22 protein-coding genes are annotated in these 21,308 nt (G+C 64.7%); 9 read left to right on the plus strand and 13 right to left on the minus strand.

The features are described from left to right. Positions 1–201: 201 nt before the first annotated feature. On the minus strand, positions 202–798 hold the full coding sequence (locus AC5V87_RS36085) for a superoxide dismutase (protein ID WP_027573470.1): 597 nt from the start codon (positions 796–798) through the stop codon (positions 202–204). A 240-nt stretch (positions 799–1,038) separates the two neighbouring features. On the opposite strand from AC5V87_RS36085, the gene AC5V87_RS36090 reads away from it, so the two are divergent. From AC5V87_RS36090 to AC5V87_RS36100, 3 genes are all read left to right on the plus strand, one after another. After that, a complete protein-coding gene (locus AC5V87_RS36090) occupies positions 1,039–1,566 on the plus strand; it encodes a GNAT family N-acetyltransferase (RefSeq protein ID WP_495369306.1) in 528 nt (175 codons plus the stop codon). Between the two features lie 80 nt (positions 1,567–1,646). Next, positions 1,647–3,032 (plus strand): MATE family efflux transporter, encoded by a 1,386-nt coding sequence (locus tag AC5V87_RS36095; RefSeq protein ID WP_495369307.1) that lies wholly within the window; start codon positions 1,647–1,649, stop codon positions 3,030–3,032. Between the two features lie 97 nt (positions 3,033–3,129). Beyond that, positions 3,130–3,558 (plus strand): DUF2147 domain-containing protein, encoded by a 429-nt coding sequence (locus AC5V87_RS36100; RefSeq protein ID WP_456842404.1) that lies wholly within the window; start codon positions 3,130–3,132, stop codon positions 3,556–3,558. On the opposite strand, the gene AC5V87_RS36105 is transcribed toward AC5V87_RS36100, so the two are convergent. Further along, positions 3,555–4,706, minus strand: coding sequence for a DUF3095 domain-containing protein (locus AC5V87_RS36105; protein WP_495369308.1), 1,152 nt, complete (start codon positions 4,704–4,706; stop codon positions 3,555–3,557). The two genes, AC5V87_RS36100 and AC5V87_RS36105, sit on opposite strands and share 4 nt — an antisense overlap. Positions 4,707–4,920: 214 nt before the next feature. Between AC5V87_RS36105 and AC5V87_RS36110 the strand changes: the two genes are divergently transcribed. Then, positions 4,921–5,301, plus strand: coding sequence for a hypothetical protein (locus AC5V87_RS36110; protein WP_456842402.1), 381 nt, complete (start codon positions 4,921–4,923; stop codon positions 5,299–5,301). 4 nt (positions 5,302–5,305) lie between these two features. Here the strand turns inward: AC5V87_RS36110 and AC5V87_RS36115 are convergent, their stop codons facing one another. The 5 genes from AC5V87_RS36115 to AC5V87_RS36135 form a co-directional block, all read right to left on the minus strand. Beyond that, on the minus strand, positions 5,306–5,515 hold the full coding sequence (locus AC5V87_RS36115) for a hypothetical protein (RefSeq protein WP_456842401.1): 210 nt from the start codon (positions 5,513–5,515) through the stop codon (positions 5,306–5,308). A gap of 125 nt (positions 5,516–5,640) precedes the next feature. Then, positions 5,641–6,363 carry an SDR family NAD(P)-dependent oxidoreductase gene (locus AC5V87_RS36120; RefSeq protein WP_456842400.1) on the minus strand — a complete coding sequence of 241 codons (723 nt, stop codon included), beginning with the start codon at positions 6,361–6,363 and terminating at the stop codon, positions 5,641–5,643. Next, complete coding sequence (locus tag AC5V87_RS36125; protein ID WP_495369309.1) at positions 6,356–7,738, minus strand: class I adenylate-forming enzyme family protein; 1,383 nt, start codon at positions 7,736–7,738, stop codon at positions 6,356–6,358. Before AC5V87_RS36125 ends, AC5V87_RS36120 begins: the two co-directional genes overlap by 8 nt. Beyond that, positions 7,725–7,970, minus strand: a complete 246-nt coding sequence (locus tag AC5V87_RS36130) for an acyl carrier protein (protein WP_370137778.1) — start codon at positions 7,968–7,970, stop codon at positions 7,725–7,727. Before AC5V87_RS36130 ends, AC5V87_RS36125 begins: the two co-directional genes overlap by 14 nt. A 141-nt stretch (positions 7,971–8,111) precedes the next feature. Next, on the minus strand, positions 8,112–9,926 hold the full coding sequence (locus tag AC5V87_RS36135; protein WP_495369310.1) for a long-chain-acyl-CoA synthetase: 1,815 nt from the start codon (positions 9,924–9,926) through the stop codon (positions 8,112–8,114). Between the two features lie 232 nt (positions 9,927–10,158). Here AC5V87_RS36135 and AC5V87_RS36140 point away from each other — a divergent pair, with 232 nt between their 5' ends. Together AC5V87_RS36140 and AC5V87_RS36145 are read left to right on the plus strand one after the other, a co-directional pair. Continuing rightward, the gene (locus AC5V87_RS36140; protein WP_495372000.1) at positions 10,159–11,139 is read left to right on the plus strand and encodes a Bug family tripartite tricarboxylate transporter substrate binding protein; all 981 of its coding nucleotides are present in this window, start codon (positions 10,159–10,161) and stop codon (positions 11,137–11,139) included. 92 nt (positions 11,140–11,231) lie between these two features. Beyond that, entirely contained in the window at positions 11,232–11,645 is a 414-nt protein-coding gene (locus tag AC5V87_RS36145) for a hypothetical protein (protein WP_495369311.1), read from the plus strand. Positions 11,646–11,655: 10 nt separating this feature from the next. Here the strand turns inward: AC5V87_RS36145 and AC5V87_RS36150 are convergent, their stop codons facing one another. Both AC5V87_RS36150 and AC5V87_RS36155 read right to left on the minus strand, forming a co-directional pair. After that, positions 11,656–11,925, minus strand: a complete 270-nt coding sequence (locus tag AC5V87_RS36150) for a DUF3551 domain-containing protein (protein WP_456842396.1) — start codon at positions 11,923–11,925, stop codon at positions 11,656–11,658. 33 nt (positions 11,926–11,958) lie between these two features. Further along, positions 11,959–12,240, minus strand: a complete 282-nt coding sequence (locus AC5V87_RS36155; protein ID WP_495369312.1) for a DUF3551 domain-containing protein — start codon at positions 12,238–12,240, stop codon at positions 11,959–11,961. Between the two features lie 424 nt (positions 12,241–12,664). Here AC5V87_RS36155 and AC5V87_RS36160 point away from each other — a divergent pair, with 424 nt between their 5' ends. Then, positions 12,665–15,799, plus strand: a complete 3,135-nt coding sequence (locus AC5V87_RS36160) for a multidrug efflux RND transporter permease subunit (RefSeq protein ID WP_495372001.1) — start codon at positions 12,665–12,667, stop codon at positions 15,797–15,799. A 224-nt stretch (positions 15,800–16,023) separates the two neighbouring features. Here the strand turns inward: AC5V87_RS36160 and htpG are convergent, their stop codons facing one another. The 4 genes from htpG to AC5V87_RS36180 all read right to left on the minus strand — a co-directional run bounded on the left by htpG (position 16,024) and on the right by AC5V87_RS36180 (position 20,257). Then, entirely contained in the window at positions 16,024–17,898 is a 1,875-nt protein-coding gene (gene htpG, locus AC5V87_RS36165; protein WP_495369313.1) for a molecular chaperone HtpG, read from the minus strand. A 108-nt stretch (positions 17,899–18,006) separates the two neighbouring features. Then, positions 18,007–18,429 carry a hypothetical protein gene (locus AC5V87_RS36170; RefSeq protein ID WP_456842393.1) on the minus strand — a complete coding sequence of 141 codons (423 nt, stop codon included), beginning with the start codon at positions 18,427–18,429 and terminating at the stop codon, positions 18,007–18,009. 267 nt (positions 18,430–18,696) lie between these two features. After that, a complete protein-coding gene (locus AC5V87_RS36175) occupies positions 18,697–19,296 on the minus strand; it encodes a nuclear transport factor 2 family protein (RefSeq protein WP_456842392.1) in 600 nt (199 codons plus the stop codon). 154 nt (positions 19,297–19,450) lie between these two features. Further along, positions 19,451–20,257: a response regulator gene (locus AC5V87_RS36180; RefSeq protein ID WP_027562863.1), complete on the minus strand. Its 807-nt coding sequence runs from the start codon at positions 20,255–20,257 to the stop codon at positions 19,451–19,453. A gap of 231 nt (positions 20,258–20,488) precedes the next feature. Here AC5V87_RS36180 and AC5V87_RS36185 point away from each other — a divergent pair, with 231 nt between their 5' ends. Next, positions 20,489–20,725: a NepR family anti-sigma factor gene (locus tag AC5V87_RS36185; protein WP_235541012.1), complete on the plus strand. Its 237-nt coding sequence runs from the start codon at positions 20,489–20,491 to the stop codon at positions 20,723–20,725. Continuing rightward, positions 20,725–21,273, plus strand: coding sequence for a sigma-70 family RNA polymerase sigma factor (locus AC5V87_RS36190; RefSeq protein WP_018316216.1), 549 nt, complete (start codon positions 20,725–20,727; stop codon positions 21,271–21,273). The genes AC5V87_RS36185 and AC5V87_RS36190 overlap by 1 nt, the downstream gene beginning before the upstream one ends. The last annotated feature ends 35 nt before the right edge of the window (positions 21,274–21,308 follow it).

Genomic DNA, 21,308 nt, shown 5'->3' on the forward strand with positions numbered 1-21,308 from the left:
GCGCCGAGATGATGCAAACGGTGTGACGACAGACCCGTGCGCGCGCCACGCAGGACTGGTTCAATCAGTCAATTCCGCACAGCAAAAAGGCGGCCGCGCATGCGACCGCCTTTGTTGTCATTCCGGGGCGGCGAAGCCGAACCCGGAATCTCGAGATCCCGGGTTCGATGCTTCGCATCGCCCCGGAATGACAGCAAGGCCTTACGCCTTCTCGAACAGGGACTCGACGTATTCCCAGTTCACGAGGTTTTCCACGAACGCCTTGAGATAGTCGGGACGGCGGTTGCGATAGTCGATGTAGTAGGAGTGCTCCCAGACGTCGCAGCCGAGGATCGGCGTGGCGCCATGCACCAGCGGATTCTCGCCGTTCGGGGTCTTGGAGATCTCGAGCTTGCCGTTTTTGACCTGAAGCCAGCACCAGCCTGAGCCGAACTGGCCGACGCCGGCGGCCTGGAAGTCCGTCTTGAACTTCTCGAAGCCGCCGAGGTCCTCGTTGATCTTCTTCTCGAGCTTGCCCGGCAGCTTGGTGCCACCGCCATTGGGCTTCATCCAGCTCCAGAAGTGGATGTGGTTGTAGTGCTGGCCGGCGTTGTTGAACACCGCGGGGTTCTTGCCGAACGAGCCCTTGACGATCTCCTCAAGGGACTTGCCTTCCCATTCGGTCCCCTTGAGCGCGTTGTTGCCGTTGGTGACGTAGGCCTGATGATGCTTGTCATGATGATATTCCAGCGTCTCTTTCGACATGTACTGGCCGAGGGCGTCATAGGCGTAGGGGAGTGGGGGCAGCGTAAAGGTCATGGCTTCTTGTCCGCAACTGGTGGGGAACGAGTTCTAACGGTCACCCCTTATAGAAGGTTCCTGCAGCATTAAATACCTCAGAATTTACGAAAACGGGTGATGGGGTGACTTCGTCCGAATGCACAAATTGGTCGCAACGGGCCGGGTCGATCAAGCCGGCGGTTCGCCATAAAATATCGTTGCCTTTGAGGCGCTTAAGACAGAACAAACGCGCCACGAAGCAGAGCTGTGAAGGACGCCATGAGCATCGAGATCGACATTTTGAACGGCGACGCCTCGTGGCCGATCGCCGAGCCGCTGCATCAGGCGGTCTGGGGACCGCATATGATCGCGGGCAGGTCCTGGGCTCACGTCAAATGGGAGAACGCCCATCTTCGCGTGCTGCTCGAGACCCCCGAGGACGGTCTCGTTTGCCACGTCGGCGTCTACTTCCGCACCATCACCTGGAACGGACAGAAGGTCCATGTCGGCGGCATCGGCGGCGTCTGCACGCGTGAGGACCGGCGCAGGCGCGGCTACGCCACCATGGCGATCGACGCAGCCGTCCATACCATGCGCGCCAACGAGGCGGTCCGCTTCGGGCTCCTGTTCTGCGAACCGCACAATTACGCATTCTACGAGGCGCGCAGATGGCAGCCCTTCAAGGGCGAGGTCTATTGCGAGCAGCCGGAGGGGCGGATCCGCTTCGAATACATGGCGCCCTACGTTTTCGAGATCGTCCGCGCGCCGACGCTCGGCACCATCGACCTATGCGGCCTGCCCTGGTGAGCCCTGCGTGAACGCAGGGCTGGCGCGGATGCCGGTTGTCCTATAATATGTCGATCATCATGCAATTCACCCGGTGACACATGACGATAGACGCCCCGCTAGACGCTGCGCCGCCGGGTGCTCCGGTCGCCTCCCCCATTGCGAGCCTGCTGACGGCGCCGATCCTCCCTACGCTGCTGCGGCTCGCAATCCCCAATATGATCGCGATGGTCGGCAGCACGCTGGTTGCGATCGCCGAGACCTCCTATATCGGCCGGCTCGGCACCATCCCGCTCGCCGCCATCGCGCTGGTGTTTCCGTTCGCGATGCTGACGCAGATGATGAGCGCGGGCGCGATGGGCGGCGGTGTGTCGTCGGCGATCAGCCGCGCGCTCGGCGCCGGGAATCGCGACCGCGCGGCGACGCTGGCGCTGCATGCCGCCATCATCGGCCTTTGCGGCGGCCTCTTCTTTACGGCGATGATGCTCGCCTTCGGCCGCTCGTTCTTCACGCTGCTCGGCGGGCGCGAGCGCGTGCTCGATGAAGCCTGCGGCTATTCGCAGGTGCTGTTCTCGGGCGCGGTCGCGATCTGGCTCGTCAACACGCTCGCCTCGGTGATCCGCGGCACCGGCGACATGCGCCTGCCGTCGATGACACTGATCGGTGCGAGCGTGCTTCAGATCGCCGTGGGCGGGACGCTGGGGCTCGGCCTGTTCGGCGTGCCGCAATTCGGCATGCCCGGCGTTGCGAGCGGACAGCTGATCGCATTCAGTTGCACCGCGGTCTTCTTCCTCTGGTATCTTCTGTCCGGCCGCAGCCGGCTGGCGCTGAACTTTCGCGCTTTCCAGTTCGAGCGCGCGATGTTCCTCGACATCCTCAAAGTCGGCGCGGTGGCCTGCCTGTCGCCGCTCCAGACCGTGCTCACCATTTTGATCTTCACGAAAATCCTGGCGACCTTCGGCACCGAGATGCTGGCCGGCTACGGCATCGGCTCGCGGCTGGAATTCCTGTTGATCCCGATCACCTTCGCCTTCGGCATCGCCTCGGTGCCGATGGTCGGCATGGCAATGGGAGCCGGACATATCAAGCGCGCGCGGCGCGTCGCCTGGACCGCGGCTGCGGCTTCGGGTCTCGCGGTTGGCACGATCGGCCTCGTCGTCGCGCTCGATCCTTCGCTGTGGGTGTCGCTGTTCACCAGGGATGCCGGCGTCACCGGCGCCGCGCACAGCTATTTCCACTGGGCCGGCCCCGCCTTCGTATTCTTCGGCATGGGCGTGTCGCTGTATTTCTCCTCGCAAGGTGCCGCGCGCGTCGGCGGCCCCGTGCTGGCCTCCACCGCACGGCTGCTGATCGTCGCGATCGGCGGGATCGGCCTGATGATGGCGCAGGCGCCGGCCTGGACCTTGTTTGCGCTGGTCGGCGGCGCCATGGTCGTGTTCGGGTTCTTGACCGCGGCTTCGGTCGCGTTCGCGCGCTGGGGCAAATGAGCGCAGGCGAATCAAGCGCAGGAATGTGATTCAATCCGGCGTTGCACTATCCTGCCGGGCTGCTATGGAGGCACCTCGATTTTTCGGGGCTTTTTCCATGCTCAGCAGATTCGCGATTCCTTCCGTCATCCTGGCTGCGCTGTTTGGCGCGCCGGCCGCCCATGCGCAGAGCGCCGATGGGACCTGGCTCACCCAGGCGGGTGATGCGCGCGTGAAGATCAGCAAGTGCGGCGGCGGCATCTGCGGCCACATCGTCTGGCTGCGCGAACCCATGGACACCGCGACGGGCCAGCCCGCCACCGACAGCAAGAACCCCAATCCCGCGCTCGCGAGACGCCCGATGATCGGCCTGCCATTGTTCAGCGGCATGCAGCCGTCAGGGCCGAATAAATGGTCGGGCCAGATCTACAATGCCGATGACGGCAGCACCTATGCGAGCAGCGTCACGGTCACGGGCGCAGATTCGCTGCGGGTCGAAGGCTGCGTCGGCGCGCTCTGTGGCGGCGAGACCTGGACCCGGCGCTAATCCGCCGCCATCATCGCCTTCAACGCCGTCGCCGCCGAGGCGTAGCCGCCCCGCGCGCCGTCGATGAAGTGGACATGGTCGCTGCGCAGCGCCGAGGGCGTGAAGCAGGTCATCATCGCGGCGTCCTGCTGGTAGAGGCCGTAGCGCACGATGCCGTCGCGCGCCGCCATCGCGAGGCGCTCGCTCAAGGCGCGCTCGAGCTGCGGCGTGCAGTCGAGGATCATGCGCAGGCCATCGTCATATTTGCGGAAGTCCGAGTTCTCCACCACCTGGCGCTTGTAGACATCAGGCACGAAGCCGCCGACCTTGAGGTCGAAACGCATGATCAGATAGACGAACAGCGTATAGGCCAACACCCCGGCTCTGCGCCCCAGCAGCGGACCGCCGCGCTTGGTGCGGGCTTCGAAGTCCAGCCCCTGCGGTGGCCATTTCAGCGGCGGGCCCTGCGGCGGGACGGGACGGCCGCCATCCGGGCTGCGCTCGACGAGGTGAATGATGTCCTCGATCACCTTGCGGAAGGCTGCGGGATCGGCACCGCGCGCGGGCATCACCAGCACCGACAGGATCAGGCCGCGCGCGGCCGGCATCACCTCGAAGCGGCAGGACAGGCCGGAGAGATCGGGCTGCGTGCCCGCTGGCGCCTCCGCGACCGCGAACTCGCCGCGCTTCATCGCGGCATCGGCGAAGGCGAGCCCGCCGCCCGAGAACATCGCATAGGACAAATTCGCCGACGGACCGAAACGTGCAACGCGCACGTCGAGGCCCTGCGCACGGATGGCGCTGACCGGTACCAGCGCGACGCGCATGTTCAGATCGAGGTCCTCTCGCACCCAGGTCGCGGTCGCAGCCAAGGCTTCGCGCGCGGCTTCGAGATCGGACGGCGCGACTGCAAAGCTCGCGCCGTCGCCGCCGAACACGAAGGGGAATTCGCGCCCCTTCAGCGCATTGGTCACCGCCGCGATCACGGCGGCGCCGGCCATGTTGACCGCCTTGTAGCGCTGCGCCGCGATCGCCTTGGTCGAATCCACGATATCAGCAACGCCAATGCTCCAGTCATCCGGCAGTGGCGCATAGAGCGCGGGGTCCATCAGGCTGGTGAAGCCGCGGAAGACGGGAATGCCGCCGTAGAAGGAGTCGCCTGATGTCATCGGGGGATGCCGAATGGTTGGGAAGCGGTCCGAGAGAGCTACGAGGCAGGAGCGATCCGGGTTCGCCGGGCGGCGCCCGTTTCGATCATTGGCCGAAACTGGCCCGGACAACAAGATCGCAGAGCGCCGCAATGCCGCGGCCGATCATTGATCGGCGTCAAACAGCCGGCCGGAGCAACCTCTACGATGGCGGCATCTCCAAGCGTTACGCGGGATGATCGAGGTGTCCGACTTCAGCAACAGGCACTCCACGGCTCCGGGGCGCACGGGACTTGATCCGATCAGCGCGGTGAAGATGCCGGAAAGGCTGACGGCGGCCGTCGATGCCTGGGCTGAAGCCCATCATTTGTCGCGTTCGGCTGCGATCTGCAAGCTGGTCGAACTCGGGCTGAAGATCGCACCTAGTGCGCCGGCATCGGCGCACCCGGTTGCATCCGGCGCCGCGCGGATCGAGGAGATCGCGGTGCACGAGATCGAAGGGCTGCTAGATCCCGCCTTGCCGGTCGATGAACGCGAACGCCGCATCCGCCGCCTCACCGAGGGGCCGCCGGAATTCTCACACGAACGGATCGACCTGCCGAAGCAGGAGACGTGAGCGCCTAGTGCAGCTTCTCGTCCTCACGCTGGCGCAACGCCTCGAGCGAGGCGTCGTGGCAGCCGACCAGCCGCACGAATTGCTGCGGATATATTTCATAGCCGTGACCGCCGGAATTCTGATGCGCCATCGGCGGGCAATGGATGTCGTCAGGCTTCGCGCCAGATTGCTCGGCCTGGCCCTTATGTGAAGCGGTCATGTCTTGCACGGTCATGGACTGCTCCCTGTCGATTAGGGCAGATCGATTGACGTAACCCAATCGATTGCGGGGCATCTTACGACCAAATCCGGCTGGATGTCATTGCGCCGGATCAACTCAATTGTGGCAGACGGGTTCCTTTATGCCGTGTTGCCCGCATCGATCGTGAACACGGTGCCGGTCACGTTGCGGCCACCCTCGCCGAGCAAATATTCCACCATGCGCGCGACGTCGTCCGTCTCAGGCAGGCGGCGCAACGCGCTGCGGCCGGCGATGCGCTTGCGGCCTTCGTCGGAAAGATTGTGGGTGAGCTCGGTGTCGATGAAGCCGGGCGCGATCGCATTCACGGTGATGCCGAGCTTGCCAACCTCACGCGCGAGCGAGCGGGTGAAGCCGGTCGCAGCCGCCTTGGTCGCGCCATAGACGGAGAGGCCATTATAGCCTGTCGTCGCGATGATCGAGGAGATGTTGATGATGCGACCGGCGCCATCGGCCATCATCTGCCGCGCGACATATTTGGTGAGGATGATCGGCGACAGCACATTGAGCTGCACCAGCGCCTCGATCTCCGAATTGTGCATGGTCGCGAGCAGGCCTTCGGTGCCGAGGCCAGCATTGTTGACGAGGCCGAAGGTCGGGCCGAACTCGTCGCGCACGAGCTTTGCGAAAGCGGGGATCGCATCGATCACGGCGAGATCGCAGGCGCGGAAATGCAGGCGTCCTTCGGACTCCGCGACCGCCGCCTTGAGCTCGTCGCTCTCGCGCCGCGCAGCCGCGATCACGTTGAAGCCGGCACCGGCGAGGCGCTTGCCGATCGCTAGCCCAATGCCGCGGCTGCCGCCTGTGACGAGGACATTATGCATCGGTGCGCGCCAGTTTGCCGGCCGGCGTGACGTCGAGCGCCTCGACGAAGCGGATCACCGCCGGCACCTTGTGGGACGCGAGCTGCGCGCGGCACTGCTCCAGGATCTGGTCGCGGATTTCCTTCACCCGCGCCTGGTCGGTGCCTTCAGCGAGGATCACGTCGGCGACGACGATGCCGCCGGTAATTGGGCTGCGCCGCGACTTCGCCCGCGACATCCGCACGTCAGGGTGACGGTTGATCACCGCCTCGATTTCCTCGGGGTGGACCTTCAGCCCGCCGATATTGATGATGCCGCCGCGGCGGCCGACGAAATAATAGCGGTCGCCACGCAATTCGACGATGTCGCCGCTGTCGACGAAGCCGTCCGCGTCGGTGAGCGCGGCGGCGCTGCGGCCGACATAAGCATGCGCCGTGCGCGTCGAGCGAATCCGCAGCGAGCCGTCGACGACCTTCATCTCGACGCCGTTGCGGTTGCCGAGATAGTCGGCTGGAAAGCCTTCAAGCCCGTCATTGACCGCGAAGCCGACGCCAGCCTCGGTCGAGGCATAGGCATGGCCGACGGAGGAATTTGGGAAGGCCGCCTTGAGGCCGTCGAGCACCGCCTGGTCGGCGATCTCCCCGGAGAGGCGGACATAGTGCGGGGCGAATTGGGCAGCCGCGCCGCTCATCAAGAGCTTGCGCCAGTGCGAGGGCGTGCCGGAGATGTGCGAGACGCCGCGCGCGTTCAGCCGCGCGACGTGATCGCCGAGCGCCTCATGCGGATCGCACAGCACCATGGAGCCGCCGGACAGAATGGCGCGGAGGAAGATCTGCAGGCCGCCATAGCGGCGGATGTCGTAGAACGTCGCCCACACTGGTGCAGGCCCCTTCGCGGGACCTTCGGCGACGATGGCGCCGGTGAGCGCCTCCAGCGTGTGGCCGACGATTTTCGGCACGCCCGAGGTGCCCGACGTCAGCATCAGCCATTCGGTGGCGCGCTCGGTCCTGGCAGGTATGGTGGCCTGAAGCGGCAATTGTGCGGTGACGACCAGCGACACGCCGGCATCCGTCCAGCGATCGGGCTCGTCGGTGACGACGGCATCGATGCCGGCATCGGCGATCAGCGCGTCGAGATGCGCCGGATTGAGATCGGGCGGGCACAGCAGCATGCGACGTGCGACGCCGTCGAGCTCGATCATGGCAAGCCCCGACCGGAGCTGGTCGGAGAGTTTCAGTAGCACCGCACGGCCGGACAATTCGTGCAGACGGCCGCCGAGGACCGTCTGCGAGAGAATATCCGTCAGCGACACCATATGGTGCGCGTCCGACAGCGTGCGGCCGGTCAACTCCGGGCCGAGATGGTCGCGAAGCGCAAAGATCTCACGCGGGGACATTTTCGTAGGCCCGCACGAAATCGCCCACTGTGGCGGGGAACGCTGCGTCCTCGGAAATGGTGAAGGGATCGACGCCGATCTCGTCTTCGAGGCGCGCCACCAGAATGGCGAAGGCGAGCGAGTCGAAGCCCGTCTCATGCAGGGACAGATCGTCCGAGAGGGCAGGAAGCGTCACGTGTTGCTCTTTGGCGATCTGCTGGATCGCCTCAATGACCTTGGACCGTACCGACATGGCTGGCTCGCTCTTATTGATTTCGATGTTACGGCGGCTCTTGATGACCGCCTCCCCATGACCGTCTGTTTACCCGACAGAGGTAAATGGCTTCTTGGACAATTCAGATAAAATTGGACCTACCTAGCGATTTCCGCGGCGCTAGAGCCTGATCGTGCCGTCGATAATCTTGGTAAACACCCCTGACTCGAGCGCGACATAGGCGCCGGATTTCGGATCGAGCATGAACAGCGGATCGGAGATCGCTGCCGGATCAAAGCCCTGCCGCGCCAGCTCGCCCTTCTTCTGCTTGAAGGTCTCGGTCGCATCGAGCTCGCGCGAGATGCGGACGAAGACCGGGCGGGCGTAAGCCGGCAGGCGCGCGGCGAGATGAGCCGGCAGCGCGGCGATGTCAAAGCCCTCGTTGACAACGATCGCGCTCATGCCGGCGCGGCCGTCGGTGCCGGGGATGCTGACGCCATAGGTGGTGGCATCGATCACCCCGGTAAAATCGCGCACAGCGTCGTTCACCTCGGAGGTAGCGACGTTCTCGCCCTTCCAGCGGAAGGTATCGCCGATGCGATCGACGAAATGGAAAAAGCCCTTGTCGTCAAGCCGCATCAGATCGCCAGTCCGGAACCAGGCATCGCCCTTGACGAACACGTCGCGAAGTATCTTCTTCTCGGTCTCGCCGGCATCGGTATAGCCCTCGAAACGGCCACCGCCTTCGTCGGCCGTGCCGATGCGGCCGATGGCTTCGCCGGCTTCGCCACGGACGCAGGCGATGCAAAAGCCCTCGTCATTGCGCAGCGGTGCACAGCCATCGGGATCGAGCTTGACCAGGCTCGCCGGAAACCGGTGCGCGAGCAGCGGCGGGATGCGGCCGATCGCGCCGGGCTGGCCCTCGACGTTGAACAGCGAGAAATTGCCTTCCGTGGCCGCATAGAATTCGAGGATGCGCGGAATGGCGAAGCGCGCCTGAAAATCTTCCCAGATGTCGCCGCGCAAACCGTTGCCGCAGACGAGCCGCAGCCGATGGCGGTTCTCGTATTCCGACGGCGGCGATTTCAGCAGATAGCGGCAGAGCTCGCCGATATACTGGAACAGCGTGCAGTCGTGCCGCACGATGTCGGGCCAGAAATGCGAGGCGGAGAATTTGTCCGCGATCACCACCGAGCCGCCGGCGGCGAGCATGCTGCATGGCGCGACGACGCCGCCGACCGAATGGAACAGCGGCAGGCAGTCATAGAGCCGGTCCTGCGGCGTGGCGCCGGCGAGGCCGGCGAACCAGAAACCCCAGTTGAGGATGCGGCGATGGCTGATGCTGGCGGCCTTGGGCAGCCCTGTGGTGCCGGACGTGTAGATCAGCAGCGCGCGGTCGTCGATCGTGACGTCGCCGTGCTCGTCCGGCGAGAGCGGCGCATCGTCGAGCGCAGCGAGCGCGACGTCGATGGCGCGCTCGCTGCGGGCATCGCCATGGGTCCAGACTTTTGCCTGCCCCTTCAAATGCGGCGCTGCGCCGTCCAGCATTTCTGCCAGCTCATGCGCGACGATGATATGCAAGGGCTTTGCGACGTCGATGCAATGCGCGAGCGACTGTCCGACCAGCTTGGTGTTGATCAGCGCCACCACGCCGCCGACCCGGCTGATGCCGAGCCAGGCCGCGACATAGTCGATGCCGTTCGGCATGATCAGGGCAACCGTATCGTTCTTGGCGACGCCGACCGAGCGCGCCCAGCGCGCATAGCGATTGACCCGCTTCGACAGGCCGTCGTAATCGAGTGTTGTCTCGTCGGCGACCAGCGCAATGCGGTCCGGCTGGCGCTGCGCCCAATCGTCGACGACGTCGGCAAACAGGCGGCCCGGCAGCGTCTCGATGCGCGCCGTGAGCTCAATGGCCTTCAGCCAGATCCTTGAAGCCGAAGGCGCACGTGCGGCTTTTGGTTGCTCGATGACGCCGGTAGTCATGCCGTTCATTCTCTCGGAACGTATCTGCAGGTAGCGGCAGCTTAGCCGGCGCGCCCTGCCCAGGTGTTAAGAGAGAAGGTAAAAGCCGGTTAGTGCGCGATTAACTCCAGTCATCCTTTACCAAGCCGGCAGGATCGGGGTGCACCGTGGCGCAATTATTGCGATAGCAAATCCAGTCAATTCGGGCACGCTGCGCGCGTCCCCTCTCCTTGGTTGCAAGCGAACCGAACTGGGCACGATGGTGATCACCAGACGACATTTCCTTCAGACCGCCGCCTGCACCGTCGCCACGCTGGCCGCGCCGCGCACCTTCGCGACCGGCAACCCCCCTTATCCTTCACGCAGCGTGAAATGGGTGGTGCCCTATGCGCCTGGGGGCGCGACCGACGTGCTCTCCCGGCTGCTCTGTCAGCGCCTGTCCGACCGGCTCGGCCAGACCTTTGTGGTCGAGAACAAGCCGGGCGCCGGCAGCAATATCGGGACGCAGGCCGTGATCACGTCGGCGCCCGACGGCTACACGCTGCTGCTGACCTCGACTGCGAACGCGATCAACGCCTCGTTCGATCCCTCGCTACCCTACGATTTCGCCAAGGCCATCGCGCCGGTCGCCGGGCTCGCACGGATCCCGCTGGTGCTGGTCGTCAACAACGACCTGCCGGTGAAGAATGTCGCCGACTTCATCGCCTATGCCAAAGCCAACCCGGGCAAGATGTCGATTGCCTCGTCCGGCATCGGGACCTCGCTGCATCTGTCCGGCGAGCTGTTCAAGTCGATGGCCAGCATGCAGTTCACCCATGTGCCCTATCGCGGCTCGGCGCCGGGCCTCACCGACGTGATGAGCGGCCAGATCCAGGGCATGTTCGACAACGTCACCTCGTCGTTCGAACTGGTGCGCGCCGGCAAGCTGCGCGCGCTCGGCGTCACCACGCGCCAACGTTCGGAGACCCTGCCCGACGTGCCGCCGATTGCGGACACCTTACCCGGCTACGAGACCTCATCGTTCTACGGCGTCGGTGCTCCCAGCAACACGCCGCGCGAGATCGTCGATCTGCTCAATCGCGAGATCGACACCGCGCTGTCCGACACCGAGATCAAGGCCCGCATCGCCGAGCTCGGCGCGATCCCGCTGCACGGCAACGCCCGCGAGTTCGGCAGCATGCTGAGCGCGGAGACGGAGCGCTGGCGCAAGGTTGTGGAATTGTCGGGGATCAAGAAGGAGTAGCGGCGCGGAACGCGGATTGCGTCCACACCGTCCACACCCACTATTCCTAGCGGCTTGCCGAAATATCCCGAGCGCGGGCATGTTGCCGCGTCATGACGACCAAATCCCGCGAGCGAATTTATGGTGCGTCCGTCCGGGCGGCGGCCGAGCGCGCGGCCGACGTGCGTAAAGAGGCCGATCGCCTCGCCTGCGAGGCCTGGAATCAGCGGATGCTGGGGTTCCGGGGTCCCGCACAGCCATCGCCGACGCTGGGCGACGCGCTCAACGCGGGCTACTGCTATCTCGAGGTCAAGTGCCTGGGCTGCGAGACGCATCAGACGGTGGCGCTCGACATCATCAGGCGGAGGAAGTCGACACCGATCCACGAGCTTGAGCGGGCCATGCGCTGCCGCCACTGCTCGGAGCTTGCGGGGCGCCCCTACAAGCGCAGCCATCTGGTCGCGCTCCGCACCACAAAAATTTCCGCAAAAGAACCGCGCTCGAATTGGTGGCCGGGCGAGCGGTGATCGTGCGGAGCTAGCCGCCGCGCCTGTAGCGCGCGCGGGGCAGCGGAGCGTTGACCGGATAGTACGGATTGAGATCGCAGGTCGCGGGACGGCCTGAGGCCGTGGCGCGGCACTGCGGCAGCGAGATGAAGGAACAGTCGTACCATTCCCCACCACCGCCGTTCGCGCCGGAATAGACGTGCATGCAGATCGGGAAGCGGGGATCGAACGTCTGCGCCTGCGCCGGCGCAGCCGCGATCAATGCACCGACGATCACCATCAGACCGAATGAGCTGCGCATGACAAGCATCTCTCCAATCCGCATCGCGGATCGCTAGTACTGTTTCCTGTGACGCTTGCGCGGAGGCGGCGGCAGTTCGTCGAAGGCATAGTAGGGATTGAGGTCGCAGCTTGCCGAGCGGCCGGACGCCGTGGCGCGGCACTGCGGCAGCGAGGTGAAGGAGCAGTCGAAATAGTCGCCGCCGCCGCCAGCGAAGCCGCCTGGCGTATAGACGTGCATGCACACCGGGTAGCGCGGATCATAGGTCTGTGCGCTGGCGTCCGCCGCGGCAAACAGCGAGGAAATCGCGGTCAGGGTCAAGATCGGCAGGCGCATCGGACATTTCCTCGAATCGGTAACAACGGCACGCGGTATGCCATTTCGATATGGCACAACGGCGCGCAACAAGCGATTGTTCCTGTTCATACCTCTCCCGCTTGTGACGCGCGGCGAAACGGATGAGACACGGCGCCGCAACCTGTGAAAACGGGAAGATGCGGCGTTTTCGGCCTGCACGGAGCGCATAACTCGCCGCAGATCTCCTGCGACAAAGGTTGCAAGCATCCCGCGCAGGAATCCGTTCGCACGCTGGCGCAAACGGACTAGTCTTTCGAGCACAAGGCCGGCCCCGGACCGACGACGTTCCAGGGCATCAACAAACAAATGGGCTGAAGGAAACGCACATTCGCGCTCGGGCTCTTTCGGGCGCGGCTCCGCCATGAGCGGGGGAGAAGATGCGCTGGCCCTCTGGTCCCAGGGCATGCAAGAGAGCTTCTCGTCTCCGTTCATCCGCTACCCGATCGGCACTTCATTGCTGATGGCGGGCATCCTGTTCGTAGGCCTCGTCGCCTATCCGCTGCTGCCGGTCGCACCGCTGCCCCAGGTCGACTTTCCGACCATCCAGGTTTCCGCGTCGCTGCCCGGCGGCAGTCCGGAGACCATGGCCTCCTCCGTGGCGCAGCCGCTCGAGCGCCAGCTCGCCCAGATCCCCGGTATCTCGCAGATGACGTCAACGAGCTCGCTCGGCTCGGCCTCGATCACCATCCAATTCGATCTCAACCGCCTGATCGATGCCGCCGCCAACGACGTGCAGGCCGCAATCAACGCGGCGAGCGGACAACTGCCGAAAAACCTGCCCTCGCCGCCGACCTATCGCAAGGTCAATCCGGCGGACTCCCCGATCATGATCCTGTCGGCGACGTCCGACACGCTGCCGCTGACCACGGTCAGCGACCGCACCGATGCCCAGCTCGCCCAGCAGATCAGCCAGATACCGGGCGTCGCGCAGGTGTTCGTCGGCGGCCAGCAAAAACCCTCGGTGCGCATCCAGATCGATCCGGCCAAGCTCGTCGCTAAGGGATTGTCGCTCGAGGACGTGCGCAGCCAGATCGCGATCGCCACCGCCGACAGCCCGAAGGGCAATATCGACGGCACGCGGCGCTCCTACACCATCTACGCCAACGACCAGTTGCTCGAGGCGGCGCACTGGAAGGACATCATCGTCGCCTATCGCAACGGGGCGCCGTTGCGGATCCGCGACATCGGCGAGGCCGTTTCGGGGCCGGAAGACATGAAGACCGCGGCGTGGGCCGACGGCAAGCGCGGCGTGTTCCTGGTCATCTTCAAGCAGCCGGGCGCCAACGTCATCGAGACGGTCGACCGCATCAAGGAGAAGCTGCCGCGGCTGATCGCGGCGATCCCGCCCGCGATCAAGATTAAGATCATCAGCGACCGTACCATCACCATCCGCGCCGCGGTCGAGGAGGTGCAGATCACGCTGATGATCACCATTGCGCTGGTGGTGATGGTGATCTTCGTCTTTCTGCGCAGCTTCTGGGCCACGATCATCCCAAGCATCACCGTGCCGCTGGCGCTGCTCGGGGCCTGCTCGCTGATGTGGGTGTTCGGCTATTCGCTGGACAATCTCTCGCTGATGGCATTGACCATCGCCGTCGGCTTCGTCGTCGACGACGCCATCGTGATGCTGGAGAACATCACACGTTATGTCGAGCGGGGCGAGAGCCCACTCGCCGCGGCGTACAAGGGGGCGGCCGAGATCGGGTTCACTATCGTCTCGATCAGCATCTCGCTGGTTGCGGTGCTGATCCCGCTGCTGCTGATGGGCGGCATCATCGGCCGGCTATTCCGCGAATTCGCGGTGACGCTTTCGATGGCGATCTTCGTCTCGCTGGTGGTGTCGCTGACCCTGACCCCGATGATGGCCTCGCGTTTCCTGCGCGCCGACCACGAGGCGCGGCGCGGCCGCTTCTACCAGTGGAGCGAGCGGATGTTCGAGGGCCTGCTCGGCGCCTACGAGCGCGGACTGGACCTCGCGCTGAAACACAGTTTCGTCACGCTTCTCATCTTCTTCGGCACCGTCGCGCTCTCGGCCGTGCTGTTCGTCATGATCCCCAAGGGCTTCTTCCCGCAGCAGGACAACGGCTTTCTCACCGCGGTATCCGAGATGCCCCAGGACATCTCCTTCGCCGAGATGAAGCGGCGGCAGGAGGAGCTGAATGCCCTCGTGCAGGCCGACCCCGCGGTCGATTCCATCGCGATGTTCATCGGCGGCGGCGGCACGGCGCTGAACTCGGGGCGCATGTATATCACGCTGAAGCCAATCGGGGAGCGCGACGCCAGCGCGCAAGCGATCATCGCGCGGCTGCGGCCAAAGCTCGCCGAGGTCGAGGGCGCTCGCCTCTATATGCAGGCCTCGCAGGACGTGCGGCTCGGCGGGCGCGCCACCCGCACCCAGTTCGAGTTCACGCTCCAGGACGCCAATCTCGCCGAGCTGAACGAATGGGCGCCGAAGATCCTGGCCGGCATGAGAAGCCTGTCGCAACTGCGCGATGTCGCCACCGACCAGCAGACCGAGGGCACGACCCTGCAGCTCAGGATCAATCGCGACACCGCCGCGCGCTACGGCATCCAGCCGCAACTGATCGACGACACGCTCTACGACGCCTTCGGCCAGCGCCAGGTCGCGCAATATTTCACCCAGACGAACAGCTATCACGTGGTGCTCGAGATCACGCCGGCGTTGCAGGGCCAGCTCGAGACCCTCGAGAAGCTCTACATCAAGTCGCCGCTGACCGGGGAGCAGGTGCCGCTCTCGGTGATCTGCAACTGGACCAACGTGCCGGTGCGGCCGCTCGCGATCGCGCATCAGGGCCAGTTCCCGGCGGTGACGATCAGCTTTAACCTCGCCGAGGGCGTGGCGCTGGGACAGGCCACCGATGCCGTGCTGCGCGCCATCGGCGCCATGGGCGCGCCGCCGACGCTGTCGACGAGCTTCCAGGGCACCGCGCAGGCGTTCCAGCAATCGCTCGGCACTGTGCCGATGCTGATCCTCGCCGCGCTGGTCGTGGTCTATCTCGTGCTGGGCGTGCTCTATGAAAGCTACATCCACCCGCTGACCATCCTGTCCACGCTGCCCTCGGCCGGCGTCGGCGCGATCGCGATCCTGATGATCTTCGGCTTCGACTTCAGCCTCATCGCCCTGATCGGGGTTATCCTGCTGATCGGCATCGTCAAGAAGAACGGCATCATGATGGTGGACTTCGCCATCGCCGCCGAGCGCGAACAGCATCTGACGCCGGAGCAGTCGATCCGCCAGGCCGCGCTGCTGCGCTTCCGCCCGATCATGATGACGACGATGGCGGCGCTGCTCGGCGGCGTTCCCCTGATGCTCGGCACCGGCACCGGCGCCGAGATCCGCCAGCCGCTCGGTTATGCCATGGTCGGCGGCCTGCTGGTAAGCCAGGCGCTGACGCTGTTCACGACGCCGGTCGTCTATCTCTATCTCGACCGCTTTTCCAACCTGCTGTCACGCTGGATGGAGGGGAAGCCGCAGGCCGAGACAGCCAGCGGCAAGCAGAAGGATGCGGCGGAGTAGAAAGACAACGCTCAGGATTCCGTCATTGCGAGCGAAGCGAAGCCATCCAGACTCTTTGCGCGGAGGGCTTCCGGATTGCTTCGCCGCTTCGCTCCTCGCAATGACGCTGTGAGGCAGTGCCGGGTGGGCAAAGGCGCAAGGCGCCGTGCCCACCCTCCGCATGTGGTGGGCACGCTTCCGCCCTCGCTCGCTTTGCCCACCCTACGAGGTCTGCATGCGTGGCGTCAGCCCAGCCCTTGCAGCACCAGCCGGTTCAGCCTTGCCGCAAACGCTGCCGGGTCCTCCGGCAGCTCGCCGTCCAGGATTTGCGCCTGCTCGAGCAGGAGCAGGCTGAGGTCATCGACCGTCTTGGAGCCGGCCTGCGCCTTGGTGATCGCGCTCACCATGGGATGGCGCAGGTTGATTTCGAGAATCGGCTTGGTACGCATGCCGCGGTTCTGCTGCGAGAGGATGCGCTCGAGCTCGCGGCTGGGGCCTTGGCTGTCGGCGACGAGGCAGCAGGCGGAGCTGGTCAGGCGCGTCGAGGCCTTGACGTCGCTGACGCGCTCGCCGAGCGCGGCCTTGATCACCGCGATGGTGGCGGCTTCGTCCGCCTCGGGGTCGTCCTTCTTCACCTCGTCCGCCGCGTCGACGCGCGGGATCAGGTCGAGATTGAGATCGCCCTGGCTCAACGACTTCAAAGGCTTGCCGTCGAATTCCGTCGGCATCGAGGTCCAGAACGCGTCGACCGGATCGGACAGCAGCAGCACCTCGATGCCGCGCGCGGTCGCAGCTTCCAGCCGCGGGTTGGACTTCAGCCGCTCGATGCTGTCGCCGACGAGATAGTAGATCTCGGTCTGGTTCGGCTTGAAATCGGCAACGACTTGCTTCAGCGACCGCTTCTCGCCCGAGGTCGTGGTGAAGCGCGACAGCGACAGCAGTTTCTCGCGGCGCTCGAAATCCTCGTAAATGCCTTCCTTCAGCACCGGGCCGAAGGCGTCCCAGATCTTCGCAAAGTTCTCCGGGTCCTTGTCGGTAAGGCCTTCGAGCTCGGACACGACGCGGGTCGCGACCGCCTTGCGGATCTGTGCGAGCTGCGGATTGTTCTGCAGCATCTCGCGCGAGATGTTGAGCGGAAGATCTTCACTGTCCACGACGCCGCGGATGAAGCGCAGATAGCCCGGCAAAAGGTCAGCGTCGTCGGTGATGAAGACGCGGCGAACGTAGAGCTTCACCCGGCCCTTGCGGTTCGGCTCGAACAGGTCGAACGGTTTTGTCGACGGCGCGAACAGCAGCACGGCGTAGGAGTAGCGGCCCTCGGCGCGGTAGTGCAGCGTCATCGCGGGATCGTCGAAGGCGGAGGCGATCTGCTGATAGGCCTTCTTGTAGTCCTCCGCCGTCAGCTCGGATTTCGGGCGCTGCCACAGCGCGCTCGCTGAATTGATCTGGCGCGGCTCGCCCTGCTCCGGCACCAGCTCGATCGGGAACAGGATGTTGTCGGAATAGGCGCTAACGATACGTTCGATCTCGTAAGTCTCGAGATATTTCTTCGCGTCCTCCTTCAGGTGCAGGACGATCTCGGTGCCCCGCGCCACACGCGCCGCGTCTTCGTCGCCGGCCCGCGCGATCTCGAAGCCGGAGCCGCCGGAGGACGTCCAGGTCCAGACATCGCTCTCGCCGGCGCGGCGGCTGATCACGACGATCCTGTCGGCAACCATGAAAGCGGAATAGAAGCCGACGCCGAACTGGCCGATCAGGCCGAGACCGTCCTTGGCTTCCTTCAGCTTCGACACGAAAGCCTTGGTGCCGGAGCGGGCGATGGTGCCGAGATGGTCGATCAGCTCCTGCCGCTCCATGCCGATGCCGTTGTCGGCGATCGTGAGCGTTCCGGCCGTCTTGTTGGGGATGATGCGGATCTTGAGCCCGTCGCCCTCGCCCAGAAGCGTGGGACTTGCGATCGCCTCATAGCGCAGCTTGTCGCAGGCGTCCGATGCGTTGGAGACGAGCTCGCGCAGGAAGATGTCGGTCTCCGAATAGACGGAATGCACCATGAGGTGCAACAGCTCAGAAACCTCGGCCTGGAAGGGCTGCGTATGCACAGCCGTATCTGACGTCGTCATGCGATTACCCGGTCAATCAAAAAGGGAAAGCCGGGATATAGCGCGACCGGAGAGCGGATCAAGAGGATGTGAGCGCCGCTAGAACACCGGTCCTTCGGCCAGGCGCGATCAGGTCACGCAGCGACCGGGCTGGAGCAGCCTTGCGACCTCGGTCAGCGAACTGACCATCGGCTCGCAGGCGATCGTCGGCTTGGGGCGCCCCTGCTTCTGGCCCTTGTCCTTGAGCAGCACCGGCGGCGGCTTGGCATTGCCGGTCTCGATCACTGCGGGGACCCGCAACAGCACCGACGTATCGGCAAGGTCGTTCAGCCGCATCGACACGGTGCGGGTGGGAACCGGGGCCGGCTTGATCTCGGCGAGGCGGTCGGCCTTGCTGGCGCGATTGACGTTGTGGCCCGGCTTGTCGGCAACCGCCTGCCAGCGGTCGGCCAGATCGTGGCCGGAGGCCAGCTGCACCGCGCCGACCTGGACCGCACCGAGCGTCGCGGCAATTGCGACGGCGCCCAAAAATATCTTTTGGATCTGTGACATGGCTCAATATCCCTCGCCCCATGGCGATCGCGGGAACAACGCGACGAAAGGACCGGGAGTTCTCAGCCGTTAAGATCACTTAACCGTGTGCGCAAATCACCGCAGGCGGCACAAAAAATTTTGCAACCGACTGGAACGACTTTCGTGCCCGGGAGTCGTCTCAGCAGCCGGCTATTCCCCCCTGCCCCATAAGCCGGCGACGTAGGGCGCGACTGTGGTGATGCCAGTCGCGCCTTACTTTTGTCTGGGGCTCACTTTTGCTTCAAGTTATTTGGCCCTTCCCGCCAGCCACTCCCGCCCCTCGGAATAAAGCTTCTCGACCTCGGGCCCGATCAGGCCGGGCATGTCGCGCTTGACCTTGTAGCCGATCAGCTCCTGCATGTAGGCGAGGTGGCGGTAGCCGTCGGGCAGGGCGGCGAGCGCCTGCTGGTCGAGGCGGAGGGACGCGGCGGGATCGACCGGGTCGATGCGGTCCTTCTCATAGATCGGCTGGCGGCGGACGATGCCCCATTGGCCCTTTCGCTTCTCCAGAAAATCGTAGAAGCGGCCGGTGCAGACGACATCGCAGAGCACGTCATGGACCAGGGCCCGCTGCGAGATCGTCATCTTGGTTTGAGCGATCGCGCGCTCGCCGGCGAGATCAATGCTGCTGCCGCCGAGGAAATGCAGGATGCGCACGCCCCTGGCAAAACCCTCCTGGCTGACGCGCATGAAGTCCCGTGCCGGTCCCTGAAACCAGGTCGCCGACATCCAGCCCTCCTCGTGCCAGACCGTGGCAAAGCGCTCCCAATCACCGGCATCGCGCCACACCGCCCAGTTCTCGACGAGGTCGCGGATGGCGAGGCGATCGAGCAGCTGCTGGTCCATGAGCACATCTCCGATAGGGATCAATGCCGAGGTATGGGCGCCGAACTCAATCCCCGTCAAGCTGGCAACGGGCATGAAAAATCCGGCGTGCCTTGCAGCTCGCCGGATCAAATCACTTTGCGAAATCGCGTGTTGTCAAGCCGCCGGCGCCTTCTTACGCCGCGGGCGCCTTCGGCGTGCGGTTGCGAGAGTTGCGCTGGAAGAACAGCGCCTGGCTTGCCACCGCCGAGACCATGGCCGGCTGGAACGGCTTCGAGATCAGGAACGCCGGCTCGGGACGCTCGCCGGTGAGGAAGCGCTCCGGGTAGGCGGTGATGAACACCACCGGCACCTCGAAGGTGCGCAGCAGCTCGTTGACGGCGTCGAGGCCCGACGAGCCGTCGGCGAGCTGGATATCGGCGAGGATCAGGCCCGGCCGCTTGTTCTTGGCCAGCGCCACCGCATCGGCATGGGTGCGCGCGACGCCGACGACGTTGTGGCCGAGATTCTTCACCAGGCTCTCGAGGTCCATGGCGATGAAGGTCTCGTCTTCGATGATCAGTACGTCGGTGGCGATCTCGGCCGCCATCTCGCGTCCGGCGGCATCCGCCAGCCGCCGCGTCTCGCCGACGTCGGTGCCGAGGATGTAGGCGACTTCCTCTTCCGAAAATCCCTCGAGCGAGAGCAGCAGGAAGGCCTGCCGCGGCAGCGGCGTGATATTCGACAGCCGCCGCTCCGGCGGCATCGGCAGCGTCGTCACCTCGGCATCATCGTTGACGGAGACGGAATTCCAGATCTGGGTGAACAGCCGGAACAGACCGGCGCGCGGCCCATGACTCTCGTCGAGCACCGACGGATCCCCCAGCATGGCTTCCAACATGGCTGCGACATAGGCGTCACCGGAGGCCTGGCTGCCCGTCAGGGCGCGTGCGTAGCGGCGCAGCAGCGGCAGGTGTTCAGCAACAAGCTGTGAACGGGACATCCCCACTCCATTCATCTTCGGGCCAGCCTTGAGATCCAACCCTGAGGTCAGGCGATACGCGGGGGGCCCGGGTTCCCCTGCTGGGCTGTTTACGCATCAAGCCAATAAAAGTTCCGCAAGGCGCGGAACTTTTTATCTCACGTCGCATTGTGCCTATCCAGGGAACGGCTCCCGGTTGAGAAAACTTCTCTATTTTACAGTCACTTAACTCGGGGAAACGTGGAACAGGTCATGAAAGATCTCAAATCTCAAGCCAGCAAAAGCACGACCCCCGGCAAGGGAGGGCTCACTCCGGAGATCCAGTCCCGGATCGGGCATCAGCTCCGCGCCATGTACGACGACGTCGTGCGGCAAGGGGTTCCCGACCGGTTCGCGGAGCTCATCAAGAAGCTTGATGCGCCGGGAGGCGGATCCCACGATGAGAATGTTGCTGGGGGCTCCAACGACAACAACAATGGGAGGGATTAATGCCTCTCACGGACTCCCTGCGTAACGACATCCTGGCGGCCGTGCCTAGTCTGCGCGCGTTCGCCATCTCGCTCAGCGGCAATGCGGACCGCGCCGACGATTTGGTGCAGGAGACGCTGCTGCGCGCACTCGCCAACATCGACTCGTTTCAGCCCGGCTCGAATCTGCCGGCGTGGCTGTTCACGATCCTACGCAACTTGTTCCGCTCCGACTATCGCAAACGGCGGCGCGAGGTTGAGGATGCCGAGGGCAATTACGCCAAGACGCTGAAGACGCAGCCATCGCAGAACGCGCATCTCGAGTTCGAGGAGTTCCGCACCGCGCTCGACAAGCTTCCGCAGGACCAGCGCGAAGCCTTGATCCTGGTCGGCGCCTCGGGCTTCTCGTACGAGGACGCGGCTTCGATCTGCGGCTGCGCGGTCGGCACCATCAAGAGCCGCGTCAATCGCGCGCGCTCCAAGCTCGCCGCGCTGCTCTATGTCGACGGTGCCGAAGATTTCGGCCCCGACGAGACCGTGCGGGCCGTGATCGGCGGCAGCGGCGGCTAGCGGCCCGCGTCAATCGGACCAATCGACAGCTGCAA

Source organism: Bradyrhizobium sp. SOJA106 (genome assembly GCF_059448745.1).